This window comes from Bacillus sp. 7705b (assembly GCF_002289525.1).
In the GTDB taxonomy this organism is placed as follows: domain Bacteria; phylum Bacillota; class Bacilli; order Bacillales; family Bacillaceae; genus Bacillus; species Bacillus halotolerans.
In genome coordinates this window covers 37452-56934 of record NZ_NSDH01000002.1, presented here as the reverse complement: position 1 = coordinate 56934, position 19483 = coordinate 37452, and the positions used below count along the sequence as shown (strand labels likewise).

At 44.6% G+C, this 19483-nt stretch carries 21 protein-coding genes; 9 read left to right on the top strand and 12 right to left on the bottom strand.

Features of this window, described 5'->3' with window-relative positions; translation table 11 throughout:
• Nucleotides 1-222 precede the first annotated feature (222 nt).
• The 3 genes from purA to dnaB form a co-directional block, all read right to left on the bottom strand.
• Nucleotides 223-1515: an adenylosuccinate synthase gene (gene purA / locus CJU60_RS00400; protein WP_095712580.1), complete on the bottom strand. Its 1293-nt coding sequence runs from the start codon at nt 1513-1515 to the stop codon at nt 223-225.
• Nucleotides 1516-1721: 206 nt separating this feature from the next.
• Nucleotides 1722-2141, bottom strand: a complete 420-nt coding sequence (locus CJU60_RS00395; protein ID WP_095712579.1) for a VOC family protein — start codon at nt 2139-2141, stop codon at nt 1722-1724.
• A 118-nt stretch (nt 2142-2259) separates the two neighbouring features.
• The gene (gene dnaB, locus CJU60_RS00390; RefSeq protein ID WP_010332602.1) at nt 2260-3624 is read right to left on the bottom strand and encodes a replicative DNA helicase; all 1365 of its coding nucleotides are present in this window, start codon (nt 3622-3624) and stop codon (nt 2260-2262) included.
• A gap of 170 nt (nt 3625-3794) precedes the next feature.
• Here dnaB and CJU60_RS00385 point away from each other — a divergent pair, with 170 nt between their 5' ends.
• On the top strand, nt 3795-3995 hold the full coding sequence (locus CJU60_RS00385; protein ID WP_095712578.1) for a DUF2188 domain-containing protein: 201 nt from the start codon (nt 3795-3797) through the stop codon (nt 3993-3995).
• Nucleotides 3996-4046: 51 nt separating this feature from the next.
• On the opposite strand, the gene CJU60_RS00380 is transcribed toward CJU60_RS00385, so the two are convergent.
• Nucleotides 4047-4250 (bottom strand): hypothetical protein, encoded by a 204-nt coding sequence (locus CJU60_RS00380; RefSeq protein ID WP_024123522.1) that lies wholly within the window; start codon nt 4248-4250, stop codon nt 4047-4049.
• A gap of 120 nt (nt 4251-4370) precedes the next feature.
• On the opposite strand from CJU60_RS00380, the gene CJU60_RS00375 reads away from it, so the two are divergent.
• The 3 genes from CJU60_RS00375 (at nt 4371) to CJU60_RS00365 (ending at nt 8012) form a co-directional block, all read left to right on the top strand.
• Nucleotides 4371-4511, top strand: a complete 141-nt coding sequence (locus CJU60_RS00375) for a YycC family protein (RefSeq protein WP_003242786.1) — start codon at nt 4371-4373, stop codon at nt 4509-4511.
• A gap of 72 nt (nt 4512-4583) precedes the next feature.
• Nucleotides 4584-5792 carry a CynX/NimT family MFS transporter gene (locus tag CJU60_RS00370; RefSeq protein WP_095712577.1) on the top strand — a complete coding sequence of 403 codons (1209 nt, stop codon included), beginning with the start codon at nt 4584-4586 and terminating at the stop codon, nt 5790-5792.
• Nucleotides 5793-5927: 135 nt separating this feature from the next.
• Complete coding sequence (locus tag CJU60_RS00365) at nt 5928-8012, top strand: ArnT family glycosyltransferase (protein ID WP_095712576.1); 2085 nt, start codon at nt 5928-5930, stop codon at nt 8010-8012.
• A 36-nt stretch (nt 8013-8048) separates the two neighbouring features.
• Here CJU60_RS00365 and rplI read toward each other — a convergent pair whose 3' ends face one another.
• The 4 genes from rplI to CJU60_RS00345 all read right to left on the bottom strand — a co-directional run bounded on the left by rplI (nt 8049) and on the right by CJU60_RS00345 (nt 11814).
• The gene (rplI, locus tag CJU60_RS00360) at nt 8049-8498 is read right to left on the bottom strand and encodes a 50S ribosomal protein L9 (RefSeq protein ID WP_010332608.1); all 450 of its coding nucleotides are present in this window, start codon (nt 8496-8498) and stop codon (nt 8049-8051) included.
• Nucleotides 8495-10474, bottom strand: coding sequence for a cyclic-di-AMP phosphodiesterase GdpP (gdpP, locus tag CJU60_RS00355; RefSeq protein WP_024123525.1), 1980 nt, complete (start codon nt 10472-10474; stop codon nt 8495-8497). Before gdpP ends, rplI begins: the two co-directional genes overlap by 4 nt.
• A gap of 36 nt (nt 10475-10510) precedes the next feature.
• Nucleotides 10511-11440 (bottom strand): YybS family protein, encoded by a 930-nt coding sequence (locus CJU60_RS00350; protein WP_024123526.1) that lies wholly within the window; start codon nt 11438-11440, stop codon nt 10511-10513.
• Nucleotides 11441-11664: 224 nt separating this feature from the next.
• Nucleotides 11665-11814: a hypothetical protein gene (locus tag CJU60_RS00345; protein WP_010332611.1), complete on the bottom strand. Its 150-nt coding sequence runs from the start codon at nt 11812-11814 to the stop codon at nt 11665-11667.
• Between the two features lie 145 nt (nt 11815-11959).
• Between CJU60_RS00345 and CJU60_RS00340 the strand changes: the two genes are divergently transcribed.
• The gene (locus CJU60_RS00340) at nt 11960-12445 is read left to right on the top strand and encodes a spore coat protein (protein ID WP_024123527.1); all 486 of its coding nucleotides are present in this window, start codon (nt 11960-11962) and stop codon (nt 12443-12445) included.
• 29 nt (nt 12446-12474) lie between these two features.
• Here the strand turns inward: CJU60_RS00340 and CJU60_RS00335 are convergent, their stop codons facing one another.
• On the bottom strand, nt 12475-12852 hold the full coding sequence (locus tag CJU60_RS00335) for a winged helix-turn-helix transcriptional regulator (protein WP_024123528.1): 378 nt from the start codon (nt 12850-12852) through the stop codon (nt 12475-12477).
• A 209-nt stretch (nt 12853-13061) separates the two neighbouring features.
• Here CJU60_RS00335 and CJU60_RS00330 point away from each other — a divergent pair, with 209 nt between their 5' ends.
• Nucleotides 13062-13991, top strand: a complete 930-nt coding sequence (locus tag CJU60_RS00330; RefSeq protein WP_010332614.1) for a manganese-dependent inorganic pyrophosphatase — start codon at nt 13062-13064, stop codon at nt 13989-13991.
• 33 nt (nt 13992-14024) lie between these two features.
• Here CJU60_RS00330 and CJU60_RS00325 read toward each other — a convergent pair whose 3' ends face one another.
• Nucleotides 14025-14474 carry a DUF6376 family protein gene (locus tag CJU60_RS00325; RefSeq protein ID WP_095712575.1) on the bottom strand — a complete coding sequence of 150 codons (450 nt, stop codon included), beginning with the start codon at nt 14472-14474 and terminating at the stop codon, nt 14025-14027.
• Nucleotides 14475-14910: 436 nt separating this feature from the next.
• Between CJU60_RS00325 and CJU60_RS00315 the strand changes: the two genes are divergently transcribed.
• Both CJU60_RS00315 and CJU60_RS00310 read left to right on the top strand, forming a co-directional pair.
• Entirely contained in the window at nt 14911-16221 is a 1311-nt protein-coding gene (locus CJU60_RS00315; RefSeq protein ID WP_095712573.1) for an MFS transporter, read from the top strand.
• Between the two features lie 155 nt (nt 16222-16376).
• Nucleotides 16377-17111, top strand: coding sequence for a MerR family transcriptional regulator (locus tag CJU60_RS00310; protein ID WP_095712572.1), 735 nt, complete (start codon nt 16377-16379; stop codon nt 17109-17111).
• A gap of 33 nt (nt 17112-17144) precedes the next feature.
• On the opposite strand, the gene CJU60_RS00305 is transcribed toward CJU60_RS00310, so the two are convergent.
• Both CJU60_RS00305 and CJU60_RS00300 read right to left on the bottom strand, forming a co-directional pair.
• Nucleotides 17145-17939, bottom strand: a complete 795-nt coding sequence (locus CJU60_RS00305) for a hypothetical protein (RefSeq protein WP_024123533.1) — start codon at nt 17937-17939, stop codon at nt 17145-17147.
• 107 nt (nt 17940-18046) lie between these two features.
• Complete coding sequence (locus CJU60_RS00300; RefSeq protein WP_095712571.1) at nt 18047-18430, bottom strand: YybH family protein; 384 nt, start codon at nt 18428-18430, stop codon at nt 18047-18049.
• Nucleotides 18431-18594: 164 nt separating this feature from the next.
• On the opposite strand from CJU60_RS00300, the gene CJU60_RS00295 reads away from it, so the two are divergent.
• A complete protein-coding gene (locus CJU60_RS00295) occupies nt 18595-19437 on the top strand; it encodes a pentapeptide repeat-containing protein (protein ID WP_095712570.1) in 843 nt (280 codons plus the stop codon).
• The last annotated feature ends 46 nt before the right edge of the window (nt 19438-19483 follow it).

Below are 19483 nucleotides of genomic sequence, written 5' to 3'. Positions count from 1 at the left end.
TTAAGATGCCGGATTTTTCATAGAGCAAACGACTTGGATCAAGTTCTTATCTTGTACTCTATTGAAGCAGTTTCCGTAACAACGAGATTTATAATATCACGAACAAATAGAAGTGGCAATAACTTTTTTGGTTTTTTTTCATATTTTTTTCTCAGACCAACTTATCTGCAGTTTTCAAACAAAAAACAAGCCCCTGAAAACAGGGGCTTGCGGGTATTCTGCTTAGTTCGCACGGTACACGCTGCGAAGGACATTTGTCTGTGAACGGTCTGGACCGACAGAGAAAATAGAAAGCGGAATGCCTGTCAGCTGAGACACACGCTCAAGATAGTGGCGCGCGTTTTCCGGAAGCTCGCTGAGGCTCTTCGCACCTGTGATATCCTCAGTCCAGCCTGGCATTTCTTCATAAACCGGTTCACATTCTGCAAGTGCTTTAAGGCTTGCAGGGAACTCTTCGATGACTTCTCCTTTGTAACGGTAAGCCACACAAATTTTCAGTGTTTCAATACCTGTTAACACGTCAATTGAGTTCAATGAAAGATCTGTGATTCCGCTGACACGGCGGGCGTGGCGGACAACGACACTGTCAAACCAGCCGACACGGCGCGGGCGGCCTGTTGTTGTTCCGTACTCACGTCCGACTTCACGGATTCGATCGCCGATTTCGTCTTTCAGCTCAGTCGGGAAAGGACCATCGCCGACACGAGTCGTATAGGCTTTTGAGACACCGACTACGTGCTTTATTTTTGTCGGGCCGACACCTGAACCGATGGTGACACCGCCGGCAACCGGGTTAGATGACGTAACAAATGGGTATGTTCCTTGATCGATATCAAGCATAACCCCTTGTGCGCCTTCAAATAACACGCGGCGGCCTTCATCAAGCGCATCATTTAAAACAACGGATGTATCGCAGACATATTTCTTAATCTGCTGTCCGTATTCATAATACTCATCTAAGATATCTTCTATTTTAAATCCTTCTGTCTCGTACATTTTCTCAAGCAGACGGTTTTTTTCTTCAAGATTGCGTTCGAGTTTCTCCGCAAACGCGTCACGATCCAACAAGTCTGCGATACGAATGCCGATACGGGCTGCTTTATCCATATAAGCAGGGCCGATTCCTTTTTTCGTTGTGCCGATCTTGTTTGCACCTTTTCGCTCTTCTTCCACTTCATCCAACTTCAAATGATACGGCAGAATGACGTGAGCTCTGTTGCTGATTCTCAGGTTATCTGTACTGACGTTGCGCTCATGAAGATACGCAAGCTCTGTGACTAATGCTTTTGGATCTACAACCATTCCGTTTCCGATCACACACGTCTTATCTTTATAGAAAATTCCAGACGGGATTAAGTGAAGCTTGTATGTGACTCCGTCAAACTTGATGGTGTGCCCTGCGTTATTTCCGCCTTGATAACGGGCGATCACTTCTGCATTTTCTGACAGGAAATCTGTGATTTTACCTTTCCCTTCATCGCCCCATTGCGTACCTACTACAACTACTGAAGACATGTCCGTGCACCTCCGTTAACCTTTCAAAAACGATTCTATTCAAACAAATCAAGTTTATCAGTGAAGAAACAGAAAGTCAATTGTAAATCCGAACATTAAATTCTTGTAAATCCAAATTCGTTCGCTTTAATTGACTTTAGAAGCGTTTTCTTAAAGATTTGCCTTGAAAAGCTCATGAAACTTTTATCCTTTAGCAGGAGAAAGGATTACTTGCCTGAAATCCCTTTTGTGTTCATGAACACGATCCGCCAGCCGTCTGGATCCTCTATCGTCACCCCTCCATGACTCCAGTACGGGTTCTCAGGTTCAGCCTCCTGATAGCCCATGTTTTTTAATTTTGCAGTGATGGCTTTGATTTCTTCTTCGCTCGGCACATAAAAGACGAGCAGGCTGTCTGGGTGGGGAACGGGGGCTGTTCTTTCCTCGTCATGCTCGGTGAATTCCAAGTGGTAATCGGTATGCGGGAGGCCAAACATGGCTCCGTCAAACCCATTATGCTGATGAAATTCACCAATTCGTTTTAAGCCCAGCCCTTCTTCATAAAAGCGAATGATCTGATCAAGCCGGCCCGTAGGTCTTGCTATCCTAATTTGTGCGGCATGAAATTGTGAAAAACGCTTTCTCATTGTTACCCTCTCCTTTTTGTCTCATTTTATTAAAACGCTTTCACTTTTACATCCGCTAAGTGGGTGGTTCCTCTTCAGTCTTTTGGATGAAAAAACCCCAAGAAGAAGCTCTTGGGGTTTACGCGCCAGGCGGAACACCTGCGTCGTCAAAACGCCGTTCCAGGTTGACGAATTTATTGTATTCTTTTACGAACGCAAGAGACACGGTTCCTACCGGGCCGTTACGCTGTTTGGCAATAATGATTTCGATAATGTTTTTGTTCTCAGTTTCTTTGTCATAGTAGTCATCACGATAAAGGAACGCGACAATATCTGCATCCTGCTCAATACTTCCTGATTCACGGATATCAGACATCATCGGACGTTTATCCTGACGCTGCTCAACGCCACGCGAAAGCTGAGAAAGCGCGATAACAGGGACTTGAAGCTCTCTGGCGATCGATTTCAGTTCACGGGAAATTTCTGATACTTCCTGCTGACGGTTATCCTTTGAACGTCCGCTTCCCTGGATCAATTGCAGGTAATCGATCAAAATCATGCCAAGACCGCTTTCCTGCTTCAAACGGCGGCATTTGGCGCGAATTTCACTGACACGGATACCCGGTGTGTCATCGATATAAATTCCGCTGTTGGACAGGCTTCCCATCGCCATCGTCAGCTTGCCCCAATCTTCTTCTGTCAGATTTCCTGTACGAAGGTTTTGGGCATTGATATTTCCCTCGGCACAAAGCATACGCATAACGAGCTGCTCGGCACCCATCTCAAGACTGAAAATGGCTACACTCTCGTCGGTCTTCGTCGCTACGTTTTGCGCGATATTCAAGGCAAAGGCCGTTTTCCCTACTGACGGACGGGCAGCCACAATAATTAAGTCATTGCGCTGGAATCCGGCAGTCATCCGATCAAGCTCAGAAAACCCTGTCGGAATCCCGGTAATATCGCCTTTTCGATTGTGAAGCTGCTCGATGTTATCATACGTCTGAACAAGGACATCCTTGATATTTTGGAAGGCGCTTGTATTTTTGCGCTGCGCCACTTCCATAATCGTTTTTTCCGCTTCACTGAGTAAATCTTCGACCTCGTCCTCGCGGGTATATCCGTCCTGAGCGATTGTTGTCGCTGTTCTGATTAACCGGCGAAGAATTGATTTTTCCTCAACGATCTTTGCGTAATATTCTATGTTAGCCGCTGTCGGCACCGAGTTTGCGATATCAGTCAGATACGATATGCCTCCCACTTCTTCCAGCAGGTCCGTGTTGGCAAGCTCTGACGTCACCGTAACTAAATCAACCGGTTCACCGCGGTCTCCGAGCACCAGCATCGCATTATAAATTTTTTGGTGGGACATTCTATAGAAATCATCTGGAATCAATACCTCTGAAGCCAGTGTTAAAGCAGACGGCTGTAAAAAAATAGCGCCTAACACGGCTTGTTCGGCTTCTATATTTTGCGGCGGCAGCCGATCATTCAGAAGGTCTGTCATGCTAAGCACCGTCCTCTCATTAAAAAATCTCCAAACTCCATTTTACCATTTATCCAGAAAAAAAATAGAAAAATTCTTTGTTTCCCATTTTTTTCAGTCAGCAGATTGGATAGTTTCGGACAGTGCCAGGCTGGGAAAAAAACTGATAAAACTTGAGGGAGGAATGAATGATGCTGAAAAAATACGCCGTAACACCCAACGTCGATGCGGACGGCTGGTTTATCAAAGTGGAGAATGTGGCGCCTACAGCTTTATACACCTCAAAAGACACCGCTATTGAAAAAGCGAAGCAGGTAGCCAAAGAGAACAGCCCGGCAAAGCTTGTGATTTATGACCAGCATAAAAATGTGGAAGACGAACTCTCTTTCTAACAAACTGAAAGCCTTCGCTGCCGCGGGGCTTTTTTTAGCGGGTACGACACGCTATTCCATCCATTTGAATCCAATACGCATCATAAGATCCGCCGCCTTTTGATACAGCTCCCACTCTTCAAAGGAAGCAAATTTCCCCATCAGCTCCTGAAGCTTATGCCGCAATGCAATATATTCTTCCAATGTGACAGTTTTCTCTGTGTCTATCTGATGCTCATACAGCATTTGTTTTAATAATGATAACGGTTTGTTCATGATGAACCCTCCTTATCTCTTTTATAAGGGGCATTTTCCGAATGCACCATCCCTTTGTGATATCTTCTTACGTTTCACATCTGATTCTTGTACAATGGACAAAAGAGAGGAGGGATCTTTGTGAGACCTTTGCAAATTTCTGCTGAAACTGCACAAAAGCTTGCAGAGTCTTTGAATCTGCCGCTTGAACAGATCATGCATATGCCTCAACATATTCTGCTTGCCAAAATGGCTGAATTGCAGAAAGAGGACAAATCATAACCTGCACTCGCATACTTGCTTACATGTATCGGAATGATATTAAGTATATGTTAGAAAAGAGGAGTAACTGCTTTGCCACATCCACAAAATAAAAAAATCCAATCGTTTTGGCTGATTGCCGGTATTATCTTTATCGCGTTTAACTTAAGACCCGCAATCACTTCAGTCGGGCCGGTCATCAGCTCCATCAGGAACGAGCTGCACATGTCCAATGGGGCAGCGGGTTTTTTGACCGCACTGCCGCTGCTTTCGTTTGCCGTTCTTTCTCCGCTCGCGCCTAAGCTCGGACGGCGCCTCGGAAATGAGCGAACCTTATGGCTTGGTCTCCTGATACTGTTTATCGGTGTTTTGATTCGATCTGCCGGCTATACCCCCGCTTTGTTTTTCGGAACGGCACTCATCGGAATCGGAATTGCCATCGGAAACGTACTTTTGCCAAGCTTAATCAAACATAAATACCCTGAAAAGCCAGGGATCATGATCAGCCTGTATACGACATCTATGAATATATTCGCTGCTTTAGCATCAGGTATCAGCGTTCCTTTAGCGTCCCAGTTGGATGGCGGATGGAAACAGGGATTTCTTTTATGGGGAGGCTTAGCATTTCTAGCCTTGCTGATTTGGATACCTCAGCTTCGCCATCGGGATGCGTCCAACCAGACGCCGCAGCTTAAAACCAGTCCGATTTGGGCTTCCAAAGTGGCATGGTTCGTCACCATCTTCATGGGCCTGCAATCATTTTTATTTTACAGCAGTATCGCCTGGTTTCCTGAGATTCTCCGTTCACACGGGATTGATACGTCAACCGCCGGATGGCTTGTATCACTCATGCAATTTGCGAGTCTGCCTTCCACTTTTCTGACACCGGTTTTAGCTGACCGCGTGAAACATCAGCGCGGGATCGTTGCAGCGCTGACCGCAGTCTATCTGATCGGTCTATGCGGATTATTAACGGGCGGCAGCCATGCCATGCTTGCCATCTGGATGGTGATTATCGGTATCGGACAAGGCTCCAGCATTAGTCTGGCACTCACTCTCATTGGGCTCCGCAGTGAAAATGCGTATCAGGCTGCAGCGCTGTCAGGCATGTCACAGTCATTCGGCTACCTTCTTGCAGCCGTCGGACCGATCTTTGTCGGGTATCTCTTTGACCAGACACATTCATGGACAATGCCGATTGTGCTTCTTATTGCTGCTTTAATCGTCATGGGAACAGCAGGACTTGGGGCTGGACGCGATCGATACGTCCTTCAGACAGAGAGAAAGAGAAATTCAGCGTAGAAAAAGGGCGGGGAAGATGTCTCCGCCTCTTTTTTTATGGAAAAACGGTCAGACATTCTTTGAATCTTTATGGTTTATTCATAAGTTTTTCATATTTGTTTTTTACAATAAGACATCATAAAGAGGTGAAAAACGATGAAAACCAAACGTTTCGACACAGTCCTTATTGTTATTTTGCTTGCAGCGGCTTTTCTCAACACCTATCACATTTGGCAGGATGACGCTGCGAACCAATACTATCTGGCAGCGGTAAAAAGCATGACGCAAAGCTTCCACAATTTCTTCTATGCGTCATTTGACCCTTCCGGATTTGTAACAGTTGATAAGCCGCCTGTTGTTTTATGGATTCAAACGATCTTCGCGCTGATCTTTGGTGTTCATACGTGGAGTGTCATCATTCCTCAGGCTCTCGCCGGGGTTGGATCGGTATTCCTTCTGTACAGAATGATCAAACCGACATTTGGGATTGGAGCGGCCCGCGCCGCCGCGCTTGTCATGGCGCTGACACCGATCGCAGTCGCCGTCAGCCGTACAAACAACATTGACAGCATGCTTGTCTTTACCTTATTGCTTGGTTCATCATGCCTGCTTCGGGCGGCCAAACAAGGCAAGCTCGTTTGGCTCCTGACAGCTTTTGGCCTGATCGGCCTTGCATTTAATATGAAAATGATGCAAGCCTTTATGGTATTGCCTGCATTTGTGTTATTCTACCTGATTGCTTCTCGGATTTCACTAAAGAAAAAAACAGGATCGCTGATTCTGTCTCTTATCCTCCTAACCGGTATATCGCTCTCATGGGCGGTTATTGTGGATTCAACATCCTCCTCCAGCCGGCCGTATATCGGAAGCAGCCAAACAAACTCTGTGTTAGAACTCGCCTTCGGATATAACGGCACAGAGCGGCTGCTTGGGCAAACCACCGGCCTTGCACGCGGTGATATGAATGCCGCAGGCGGCGATAACATGCAGAATAATGGCACAAGGCAAGCGCCAAATCACAATGAATCATCTGATGGAACCTCTTCATCTGAGAACGGAAACAGCAAGGCAGATGGAAATCAAAACAGCACCGGTTCCTTCGGGGGCAATGCACAGGCTCCTCAGCCGCCTTCTGGACAAAGCGGCGCTTCCAATGGAGGAGGCACACCTCCAACAGGCGGACCAAACGGCGGAAATGGAGGACCCGGCGGTGGCGGCGGAAAAAGCATGAACATGTTCGGCACAGGTGATGCAGGACCGCTTCGTCTCTTCCAATCTGCTCTTTCCGGCCAGATCAGCTGGATGCTTCCATTCGCATTGATCGGATTACTTGGTGTAATTGTCAGCTGGTGCCGTAATCGTCGCGGTCAGACTAATGAAATGAAAGAAACGCTATTCTGGACAGCATGGCTCATACCTGTGGCAGGTTTCTTCAGCATCGCGGGATTCTTCCACCAGTATTACTTGATTATGCTGGCACCGCCGATTGCCGCCCTTTCCGGTATCGGATGGTATACAATGTATCGCTTATACAAAAACAATAAAGATTGGGCAAGCTGCCTGCTGCCAGCGGCCGTCTTCATCACAGCCGCATTCCAAGTGTATATTTTAAGTGCTTATACAAGCCAAATCGGCAGTGGTTGGATGTATGTACTCGGACTCGCAGGACTCGGCACCACCATTGCTCTGCTCATGCTCAAAAGCAGCAAACAGCTAATCATTGTCAGCTTATGTGTGCTGCTCCTCGCACCAATCTACTGGTCAGCAACGCCGCTTTTATACGGGGGCAACAGCGTTCTTCCTGAATCCGGCCCGCAGCTTAAAAGCTCGGCAAACGGAGGAAACATGTTCTCCTCAGAAATGGACACTGGTCTCCTGTCTTATCTGAGAGAGCATAATACCGGCGAAGAGTATTTATTCGCTACGTTAACAACCGTAACGGCTGCGCCATATATCATCGATACAGATGAATCTGTCATGGCACTCGGCGGCTTCAACGGCACAGATCCGATTCTGACTGTCTCTGATCTGAAAAAACTAGTCAAAGAAGGCAAAGTGAAATACTTCCTGCTGTCAGAAACTAACTCAGGCAATACTGAACTCGTTTCTTGGATCAAGAAACACGGTCAAGAAATATCTTCTGACGAGTACAGCAGTTCCTCGAGCAGCACAAGCAGCCAGCAAGGCATGAAAGGTGGACCTGGCGGAGAAAGCCAGCAAACCCTTTATCTCGCAGAATAAAAAAAGAGGCTTGGATCAATCCAAGCCTCTTTTCTATTAAGCTTCTTCTTTCACATGTACCTTTAACACAGCCTGCACCTCAGGATGCAATTTCACAGGAACGTTTGTATAACCTAACGCGCGAATGCCGTCCGGCAGTTCCAGCTTCCGCTTATCCACTTTAATGTTATGGTCTTTTTGAAGCTGTTCAGTAATTTGCTTGCTTGTGACAGAGCCGAACAAACGGCCGCCTTCACCTGATTTCGCGCTGAGCTCAACAGTCAGTTTTTCTAATGTTTCTTTTAAGCTCTTTGCCTGCTCAAGCTCTGCGATGGCTTCTTTCTTCTCTTTCTGCTTTTGACCGTTTAGTACACTGATGTTTGACGCGTTCGCTTCTACCGCGAGGCCTTTTTTAATCAGAAAGTTATGCGCATAACCGTCTGCTACGTTTTTCACTTCGCCTTTTTTTCCTTTTCCTTTTACATCTTGTAAGAAAATAACCTTCATCTTTGTACGCCTCCCTCAAAATACTCATCTATGGCGCCCTTCAGCCGCTCCAGCGCTTCTGTTACTGAAATGCCGGATAACTGAGTCGCCGCATTTGTTAAATGTCCTCCGCCTTCCAGCGCCTCCATGATGATCTGAACATTCACATCGCCAAGAGACCGCGCACTGATACAAACAGTTTGTTCATCACGTCTTGCTACCGCAAATGAAGCCTCAACCTCGCTCATCGACAGCAGTGAATCCGCAGCCTGCGCAATCAGCACTTGATCGAAATATTCATCCTCATTCTCAGGCAGAGACGCAATCGCGATGTTCTCTTTATAGAGGGCCGTATGCTGGATCAGCTTCGCCCGTTTAATATAGGAATCAACGGTTTCTTTGAGGAACTTCTGCACAAGCACCGTATCGGCGCCTTTCGCTCTTAAATATGAAGCTGCATCAAAGGTCCGCGAGCCAGTGCGGAGTGAAAAGCTCTTTGTATCCACTATTATACCAGCTAATAGGGCGGTTGCTTCAATCATATTGATTTTTAAGCGCTTCGGCTGATACTCAAGCAGCTCTGTCACCAATTCCGCTGTTGATGAAGCGTACGGCTCCATATAGACGAGCAGCGGGTCTCTGATAAATTCTTCGCCTCTGCGGTGATGGTCGATGACCACAATATGTTCAATTTTGTTTACCAGCCGTTCTTCCATGACAAGCGACGGCTTATGTGTATCCACGATGACAAGCAGCGTGTCGTCATTGGCAATTTCCATCGCTTCTTCAGGCGTAATGAACCTTGACCACAGATCTTCATATTTTTTAATTTCCTCAATCAAGCGCTGCACACTTGAGCCGATTTGATTCGGATCAATCACAATAAATCCATCTTTGTTATTTGCCTGTGACACCTTTAATATCCCGATTGCCGCGCCGATAGAATCCATGTCGGGGAATTTGTGACCCATGATAATCACATTGCTGCTTTCAGAAACGATTTCCTTTAAAGCATGAGAAATCACGCGGGCGCGCACCCTTGTTCGCTTCTCCATCGGGTTCGTTTTACCGCCGTAAAACTTCACTTTTCCGTTTGGCAGCTTAATGGCTACCTGGTCTCCACCGCGGCCCAGTGCTAAGTCCAGACTGGATTGCGCCAAATCGCCAAGCTCTTTCAGCGATGAGACCGAAGCTCCGACACCAACGCTTAAGGTCAGCGCAACGCCGTCAAATGAAGTTTTTTCCCGTACCTCATCCAGAATCGAAAACTTCGAATTTTCAAGTTCGGTTAAAATGTGTTCATTAAGCACAGCGATGAAACGTTCTGATGAAGTCCTTTTCAGGAATATTCCATACTCCTGCGCCCAAGCGTTGAGCAAAGATGTCACTTGGCTGTTCATCGTGCTTCTCGTCTGGTCGTCTAATCCTTGCGTCACATCATCATAGTTATCAAGGAAAATATAGGCCAGCACAGTTCTTTCATTTTCATATTGCTTTTCAATCTGTATCTGTTCCGTCACATCGAAGAAATAAAGCAGACGCTCATCCCGTTTGATGACCACTTTAAATTTTCGGTCATTCAATGTAACCGTTTCCGATTCTACCTCTTGTTTGATGAGCGGCACAACTGATTCACACGTATCATAAAGTGATCTCCCCACTAAAGTACTTTCATTAAAGCAAGAAGAGAGAAACGGATTTGCCCATTCTATATAGTATTGATCATTAAAAAGCATGATGCCGATCGGCATTTCCATCAATGCCTCTTCACCGACTTTTTTCAACCTGTAGGATAACGTAGAAATATAAGCGTCAATCTCTTTTCGAATAAGAGAATCCGCGCGTTTTATAAAAAACAGTATAACTGCAAGCAGCAACACTTCGACGGTTCCTATGATCCAGTTAAAATAAAAGCTGATGAGGATTGTAATGATTGACAAAGCAATCAATGCATAGATGGGATACCGAAACAACGGTTTTTCATAAAAGCTTGGCATTTCTATCACTCCCCACCATGTGAGTACAACTCATATTCACTTCACCTTATTCCTTATGTTAAAGCCCATGTCCATAACGCCTAAAATGCGAATGGCTGCCATAAAAATCGGATGCAGAAAACCAAGAATGACTGCAATGACGGCGACTGCCTTCGGATATTTTTTCTTATGGCAATAGAAAAAGATAAATGATAAACCCTGGATAAAAATAAGAAACCCGAGTATAAACTCCCCATTTAAAGCGATAGAGTACAGCATTTGGCCTTTTTCTAAAGGCAGAAATGAAAGAATGACAATCAACAAATACAGCACTACAACACTTTGCGGAAACTTCAACTCTCTAAAAGGCTTTAGACTAGGAATATCGGGGGAGAATCGCCTTAAGAGCGGCTTAGCGATAAGGTAACTGAGGAAAGAAAAAATGGCTCCTACCATCACGATAGCTGTTGGAAAAAGATATTGAACCGTACTCAATTGTTCTTCCATCAGTTTCATTTGTTTCTCAAGCTCTTCAGCATTACCCGATTGTTTCAAAACGGATTCAACGATATCGAGTGATTGCCGGTATTGTGTCATTGCTTCATCAATGATATTGATACCCAAAAACTGAATGCTTATCACAAAATAGAACACGATACAAAGCATATAAATAAGGGCACCCGAAATAATAGCATGACCGGGTTCTCTTTTTTTGAAAAAATGCCCCATGACAATGCCCGCACAAGCTGACATAAAAGCTACAATAAGTCCGTTAAAGGACCCGACAATAAAGACAACAGGAAGACTGACAGCGCCCATCCATAATCCTAATTTCAATCCGTGTCTGATCGTATAAAGGATCATAGGCAGCGGCAGTGCAAATAACAGAATTGTTCCAATCAATGGAACATAAACGACCAACAGTGTGATGATCGCAAACAAACTGATTAAAATAGCACCTTCCATTAATGCTCTTGTTTGTTTCACTTAGTCACCTCGTATCATACTGAACATACGAATAGAAAAGAGCAGCATAAACGACTGCTCTTTTTTTCATCGCCGCAACATGTTTTGCACCAATGTTTTCATATCATCTCTAAAATTACTTTTATATTTTAACATAAGTCCAAATCGCAAGTAAAATGACGCCAATGTTTCATGTGAAACATTGCAAACGAAAAGACATTCTTTAAAAGAATGCCCATCACTTCTTATTCTTTATCATCCATAAAACCAGAAGATTCTTTGTTTTTCTTCTTCGTTTTTCTGACATACACAAATATTAAAATCACAAGTAAAAGGGTTGTTGCTTGCAGAACGCCGCTGCTAAACAAGAAAAAGTTCTTTATCATGTCCCACATCGTGTTTCACCTCTTTTTGGATGTTCTCAACCCGTAGCCTATATAAGGTGAATTTCCCTTTTTAAAAACTTCAAAACATCATGAACAACATTGAACGTTGGGCATATGCTGATACAGAATCTGATTGATAAAGGAGATTTGTTACATGGATGAACGCAGAACGTTGGCTTGGCATGAAACATTAGAGATGCATGAGCTGGTTGCTTTTCAGGCAAACGGGCTCATTAAACTGAAGAAAATGATTAGAGAAGTTAGAGATCCTCAGCTCAGACAGCTTTATAGCGTGTCCATTCAGGCCGTTGAGCAAAACTTAAAAGAGCTTCTCCCGTTCTTCCCTCAGGCGCCGATGCCTCGCGATGATGAAGAAGAAGAGCGCGCGGATAATCCATTTTACAGCGGTGACCTGCTCGGCTTTGCCAAAACATCTGTCCGCAGCTATGCCATTGCAATTACAGAAACAGCAACACCTCAATTAAGAACCGTACTTGTCAAACAGCTAAACGCTGCCATTAAGTTGCATGCGCAGGTTTATCAATACATGTATCAGCATGGATACTACCCATCTTACAACCTTTCTGATCTGTTAAAAAATGACGTCAGAAACGCCAATAAAGCCATTTCGATGAAATAAAAGAAGCAGCAAAGGCTCTCCCTTTGCTGCTACTTCTGCTGTTCTTTTAATAAACTGTTCGAACGACGCGCCTCCAGTACTTCTCGGTTGGCGTCACCCCATTCTTTCATTTGCAATACAATCGGCTCAAGCGTTCGCCCGAATTCTGTCAAAGAATACTCGACCTTGGGCGGCACCTGGTGATAAACTTCGCGATGAACAATGCCATCCGCTTCAAGCTCCCGAAGCTGCAGGGTCAGCATTCGTTGGGTAATACTCGGGCAGATTTTGCGAAACTCATTGAACCGTTTCTTGCCATCTATCATGTGATAAAAAAGGATCCCTTTCCACTTTCCGCCAATGACATCTAGTGTAAATTCAACTGGACAGCCTTCTTTGTTCGGATAAATATTGTTTTTTCGGCTCATGTTCGACCCTCCAATAGTACCTTTTTTGATACTACAGATCATTTTGCAACTGACCTACCCAGTATTTTACACACCTTTCCTCTTCCACTCAAAAAAAATGCTTTTTATTCACATCAATTTTTAAGGGGTTGCATGATTACACCCGCAGCAAGACGTGTTAAACTATAAAAAGAATGTTTACACTACTTAAAAAAGGATAAGGAGTTATCATGGAAAAAATACTTATTTTCGGACACCAAAATCCAGACACAGATACGATTTGCTCTGCTATTGCTTACGCTGATTTAAAAAACAAACTCGGTTTCAACGCTGAGCCTGTCAGACTTGGACAAGTCAACGGCGAAACACAATACGCGCTAGATTACTTCAAACAAGAAAGCCCTCGTCTTGTAGAAACAGCTGCAAACGAAGTGAACGGCGTTATCCTTGTTGACCACAACGAACGCCAGCAAAGCATCAAGGATATTGAAGACGTTCAGGTTCTTGAAGTCATCGACCACCACAGAATCGCAAACTTCGAAACAGCTGAGCCGCTTTACTATCGTGCTGAGCCTGTCGGCTGTACTGCTACAATCTTAAACAAAATGTACAAAGAAAATAACGTAACAATCGAGAAAGAAATTGCCGGCCTTATGCTGTCTGCTATCATTTCTGACTCTCTGTTATTCAAATCTCCAACTTGCACTGATCAAGACGTAGCGGCAGCAAAAGAACTTGCTGAAATCGCTGGCGTAGATGCTGAAGAATACGGCTTAAACATGCTGAAAGCCGGCGCTGACTTAAGCAAAAAAACAGTTGAAGAGCTGATTTCTCTTGATGCAAAAGAATTCACACTCGGCAGCAAAAAAGTCGAAATCGCACAAGTCAACACAGTGGATATTGAAGATGTGAGAAAGCGCCAAGCTGAGTTAGAAGCAGTGATTTCTAAAGTTGTGGCTGAGAAGAACCTTGATCTGTTCCTTCTTGTGATCACAGACATCTTAGAAAACGATTCACTTGCACTTGCAATCGGTAACGAAGCGGACAAAGTGGAAAAAGCATTCAACGTCACATTAGAAAACAATACAGCCCTTCTTAAAGGCGTTGTTTCTCGTAAAAAACAAGTCGTTCCTGTGTTAACAGACGCGATTGCAGAATAATAAAAAAGCATCCCGCTCCCGGGATGCTTTTTCTTATTCGCCAAGCTTTTCAATTTGCCCCATCACATCAGTAATTTGCTTAGCGTTTTGGACCAATTCGGATTGCTCCAATTCCTCAAGCGATACCTTTCCTTCTTCCACTTGCTGCAAGACGTCTTCCGCATTTTTCTGCAATGTGTCGTTATGCTCCTGCAGGGTGTTGTGAAGCTCCGCTGCGGCATCAGGCGGTGTTAATTCATTAAAATCAGCCGCTGCCTTTTGAATAGACTCAAGCTGTGTCTCTAGTTTTTCTTTCGCCTCAGTGTCATTTACAGCTTCCTCAGCCAATGCAGGCGCTTCCTCTGCAAACGTCTTCACCTTTTCCACATAAGCTGACGCTTCATTTGTATAATCCAGCCCGTCATTCACCTGATCCAGTATTCCGCATCCGCCTGCCCCCAAAAGACCCGCGCCGGCCAAAACCGTCAGAACCATTTTCTTCATTGTTTGCCCCCTTATCGTTTCTTCTTCATTTTTTCTTTTAAGATCGGAATCAATTTCTCTTTCGCTAATGGCAGCCCCTTCTTCACCAATTCACGTTTCAGCCATTTCTTCAGCTTAGACATAGTGAATCTCCTCTCCCTTTTTTGATAAAAATGAAAAAACTCCACCGATTTGGTGAAGTTCAGAAACAAAAAGACCTTCACCAAATCAGATTTGGCAAAGGTCTCGCTAACAATCAAATTGCCAGCAAAGCCGAGGACACCTTGTCCCGTAATGACGACTTTACTGTGAAAGCTACTCCCCTTTGGAGTGTTCATTTTTATTACTTTCATTCTAAAGCAATGGGCTTTTCCAGTCAAATTCCTGCTGTCCGTTTACATAAAAGAGAGCTGTGGTAATTAAAATTTGAATGGTATTTACATCCGGAGATCATGCTATGACAGAGGAGGTTTTCATCATGAGTCAAGAGCGCGTGAAACGGCCCGGGCATACCAGATGGTATATATCTTCGTTACTGAGCGGCATTATCATTCTTAATTATTTTGATCGAGTGGCCATTTCTGTAGCTGCCCCGGCGATACAAGATTCGTTTCACCTCACAGCAACTGAACTCGGCATTGTGTTTTCGATTTACACATATTCGTACACACTGATGCAGCTGCCCGTCGGAAGTTTATTGGACAGGTTTGGCGTGGCCTGGGTCACAAGAATCGGAATGACGGTTTGGAGCATTTTAACGATCATTCTCGCTTTTTTACAAGGAAAACTGCTCTTATATGTGTTCCGATTTCTCATTGGGCTGACAAGCGCATCGGCGTTCCCCGCCGCTTCCAAAGCAACCGCTCTATGGTTTCCGCCAAGCGAACGGGGTCTGGCGAACTCACTGTTTGATTCAGCCGCCAAATTTTCAAATGTAATCGGAGCGCCTCTGGTCGCTTTTCTCGTCACAACATTTGACTGGCGGATCGCCTTTTTAACGATCGGATGCATCAATGTGCTGTTTACCATCTTTTTCTGGCAGTACTACGAGCAGCCCGAACGGCACAAACGCATTTCCAAAAGCGAATTAAACTATATTCAGAAACACAATACAATCACAACAGAACAAATCCCCTATAAAACAGTGCCGCTTTTAAAAGCCCTGTTTTCCAACCGTAAAGTATGGGGCTTAATGATCGGATTTACGGGGTACGGCTATACATTCAACCTGCTGCTTACATGGCTTCCGACTTTCTTTAAGCATACATACGGAATGGATCTCATGTCATCCGGTTTATTCACCGCCGTGCCGTGGCTGATCTCAACCATTTCCGGCATTGTGGTCGGCGGCTGGCTCGTCGATTACCTTATCAAAAAAGGCTATTCCAACACCAAGGTGTACCGAACCGTGATCATTGTAGGGATGAGCTTCGGCTTTTTCTTTTTGGGCTCCATTTTGACGAATAATATTACCGTTGCAATTATCTGCATTTCAATCGGCCTCGCCGGCGTTTCTGCAACGGCTCCGGTCGGCTGGTCCATCTCCGCAGAACTGGCCCCGATTGGCTCCGTTTCCATGCTGAGTTCCATGGTAAATCTGGCAAATAACCTATTCGGAGGCATAATCGCCGCTTCACTCACGGGATATTTGTTTGATGTGACAGGTTCCTTTACGCTCAGCTTTCTTGTTGCCGGTTTTGTATTGCTGCTTGGGCTGATTTTTTACGTATTTGTGCTAGGAGATGTGAAAAGAATTAAGTTGGAGTAAAGAGTGCTTGTGTGCAAGCACTCTTTTCTTTGATCATAAAAAAAGACGGCTTTCTCGGGGGCTATATCCCATCCGGGTAAAAATAACATCATTTTTATTCTTGACTCCAACCAAAGGTAAGGCCTCATAGTGATAGAGGAAGGAGGAATTGAGCTGTGAAGGTAATAGTAAAAGAACTGTCGCACATTGCGAACGTGACAATCAAAACGCTTTATCACTACCACAAAATCGGCTTGCTGGTCCCAAAAGAAATCAGCGAAGCCGGATATCGGTACTATGGTGCCGACGAGCTAAAAAGACTGCAGGAAATCCTTTTTTACAAAGAATTAGATATTCCTTTGTCAGAAATAAAAAGGTTATTAGTTGAGGATGCTGACAGAACTGGCACATTAGAAAAGCAAAAAAAGCTGTTTGAAAAGAAAATTAAAAAGTACCAGCGCTTCGTTCAAACGGTCAATACGTCTTTAGAATACACAAGAAAAGGTGAGAACATGGATCATAAGGTAATGTTTAAAGGATTTGAAACCGCTGACGAATGGAAACAATCTTTAGCGGAACAAAATGACCATTTAAAAGAGCATTACGATTTTGAAGTAGATGCCCACGCTATCAATGTAGATGAAATGAACAAGATGGCGATAGAGGCAAAACATTTTCTTGATGGAATGGCTGATTTTTTAAGAAGCGGCGTGACGTATCATGACCCTGCCGTGCAAGAGCATGTCATGAATCATATTACGTTCCTGACTCAAAACGGACATCCGACAAGCAAAGAAGATTACGTAAAACAAACGCGGTTCTTTATGCAGGATGATTTTCATCGAGGAATGTTAGAAGAGCAGCAAACCGGTTTATCTTATTATCTGACCGTCGTTGCAGAACACCTGTAGCGTGAGTCTTTGCCACTAACGCATTCCCTCTGCTCAAGTTGCGGCTCCGCCAACAATCGATACATTCTGCCGGTCAACGCCAAAATTCCGCCCGTTCCATTTCAATACGGTTTGAACATATCCCAATGAGTCGGCGTTATACCTTCCGGCGATTCGCTGATACGCCAGCAATTCGTATACGCCGTCTCTGTTGAAATCAACCGGATACAAGCCGGATAAAGGATTAACCCAGCCTTCTATCGGCGCTTTTAAAACACCCTGATTCGTATAAATTTCATTCAAATAGTCTCTGCCTTTGTAAGTAAGATCCAGTATATATTGTTCATGCTGGCGTTGACTGACCACGCTCGCTTTATATTGATTTAGATAGCTCACACTGTACTTGAATTCATCATTAAAAGAATCCGAATTGAAAATCTGCCTGAACTGCCGATTCATATAGGCAAACACATACGCATAGATAGAGCCTCCGCTTCCCCCGGTATCGATTACAACAGCCACATCTTCCGTTTTATTGCCTGTCACATCAGCCAGAAAAAGTGACGGATTGTATCCGATATTGTTATGAAGCTGGATTTGCCGTTCCTGATGTGTTTTGCCGTCACGTATCACCAAAGTGATATTTCTCCATAGCGGACTGCCTGACGTTTGATTGCCAGTAAGGAAGACTTCATCAGCGACTCCATCTCCTGTCACATCACCCCGCGCTGCAGTAATAATGGCGCGCGAGAAACCGGGCTGCCTATAGACATATGGATACTGGTAAAGCGTTGATTCTCCGCCATGATAAACCCAATAAGGTGCCATTCTGCTGTTGTATGGATTCAATTGAATTCACCCTTTCCTATTCACCTTCATGAATCATTATATGCAGGAAAAGTACACAGCAGATCACATGCAGCCCGTCTTGTTTCAGAATGTCTAAGCACTATAAACTAAATTAAATCCGTACCATATGAATTATCAATTGCACAAAGCCACTCACCTTGCATATTCTTCTTAAACACATAGGTCGCCCTTCTTTCCATCGCATACTCGGAATCCTTTTTATCCGATTCAAGCAGCGTTTGAGAAAGGACCAGAGCAGTGTCGCCTGCTTCCAAAATGACCATTTCCCCTTGCGTCGGGACAAGCTGATGATTGAAATAATTTGCGATCGCAATAAACGCTTTTTTGATTTCTTCTTTACCGCGTGCGATCATGCCAGGCTTCACAACTAAAATGGCATCCTCTGTATAGTAATTCATCAGTGTATCAAAATCTTCGTTCCGGATTGCCGCATCACAAGCAGCAATGATCTCTTTTATTTGCTGTTCCAAAAAGTTCCCTCCCCATCATCACGGTTGGATATATTATACATTGTTTGAGGGGTTGATCATGAAAAAATAAAATGAAAAGTATACCTATTTCCTATATAATGCAAACAGCACGAACAAAACCTATATTTTACAAAGTTCCCGAGTGAAGGGGTGAACGATATTGCCTGTGGAATTCATTACATGACAATAGACAGCATGAGATAAGCGCGGATTGCCAACATTGTTTTGGCCTGTGCTGTGTTGCCTTGCCTTATGCGAAATCGGCCGATTTTGCTTTTGATAAAGATGGCGGAACGCCTTGCCGCAACTTAGAATCAAACTATCAATGTGCCATACATGAAGCTCTTAGAGAAAAAGGATTTCGAGGCTGCTCAGCTTATGAATGCTTTGGCGCCGGTCAAAAGGTATCCCAAATTACTTATGAGGGAAAGGATTGGCGAAACAACCCGGAATCCGCGAAAGAGATGTTTGACATTTTTCCAATTATGCAGCAGCTGCATGAGATGCTTTGGTATTTACATGAAGCTCTTTCTATAGAGGCAGCCAAGCCCATTCACCGTGAGTTGCGGGCTTGTTTCGAAAAGACGGACAAACTTACCAGGCTCAGCGCGGAAAACCTGCTGAACCTACATGTGTCCGAGCATAGAGCTGAGGTTAATGAATGGCTGTTAAAAACGAGTGAGCTGGTGCGTGCCCAAGCCCGCAATCAAAAACTCCCGAAAAAAATCAGCCGGGGAAGCGCCCTGATCGGCGCGAAACTGAAAGGGCTTGATCTAAGAGGAGCAAACTTCAGAGGAGCACTGCTCATAGCAGCCGACCTGAGACATTCTGATCTGAGAATGACAGATTTCATCGGCGCTGATCTCAGAGATGCTGATTTAAGCGGAGCTGACCTGACAGGAAGCATTTTTCTAACGCAGGCACAAGTGAACGCTGCAAAAGGCAATTCTCGCACAAAGCTTCCGCCTACTTTAAAGATCCCGGCCCATTGGAACAACAGCCAATAAGAAAAGGACCTTGGAACAACAGCCAATAAGAAAAGGACCCGCCAGA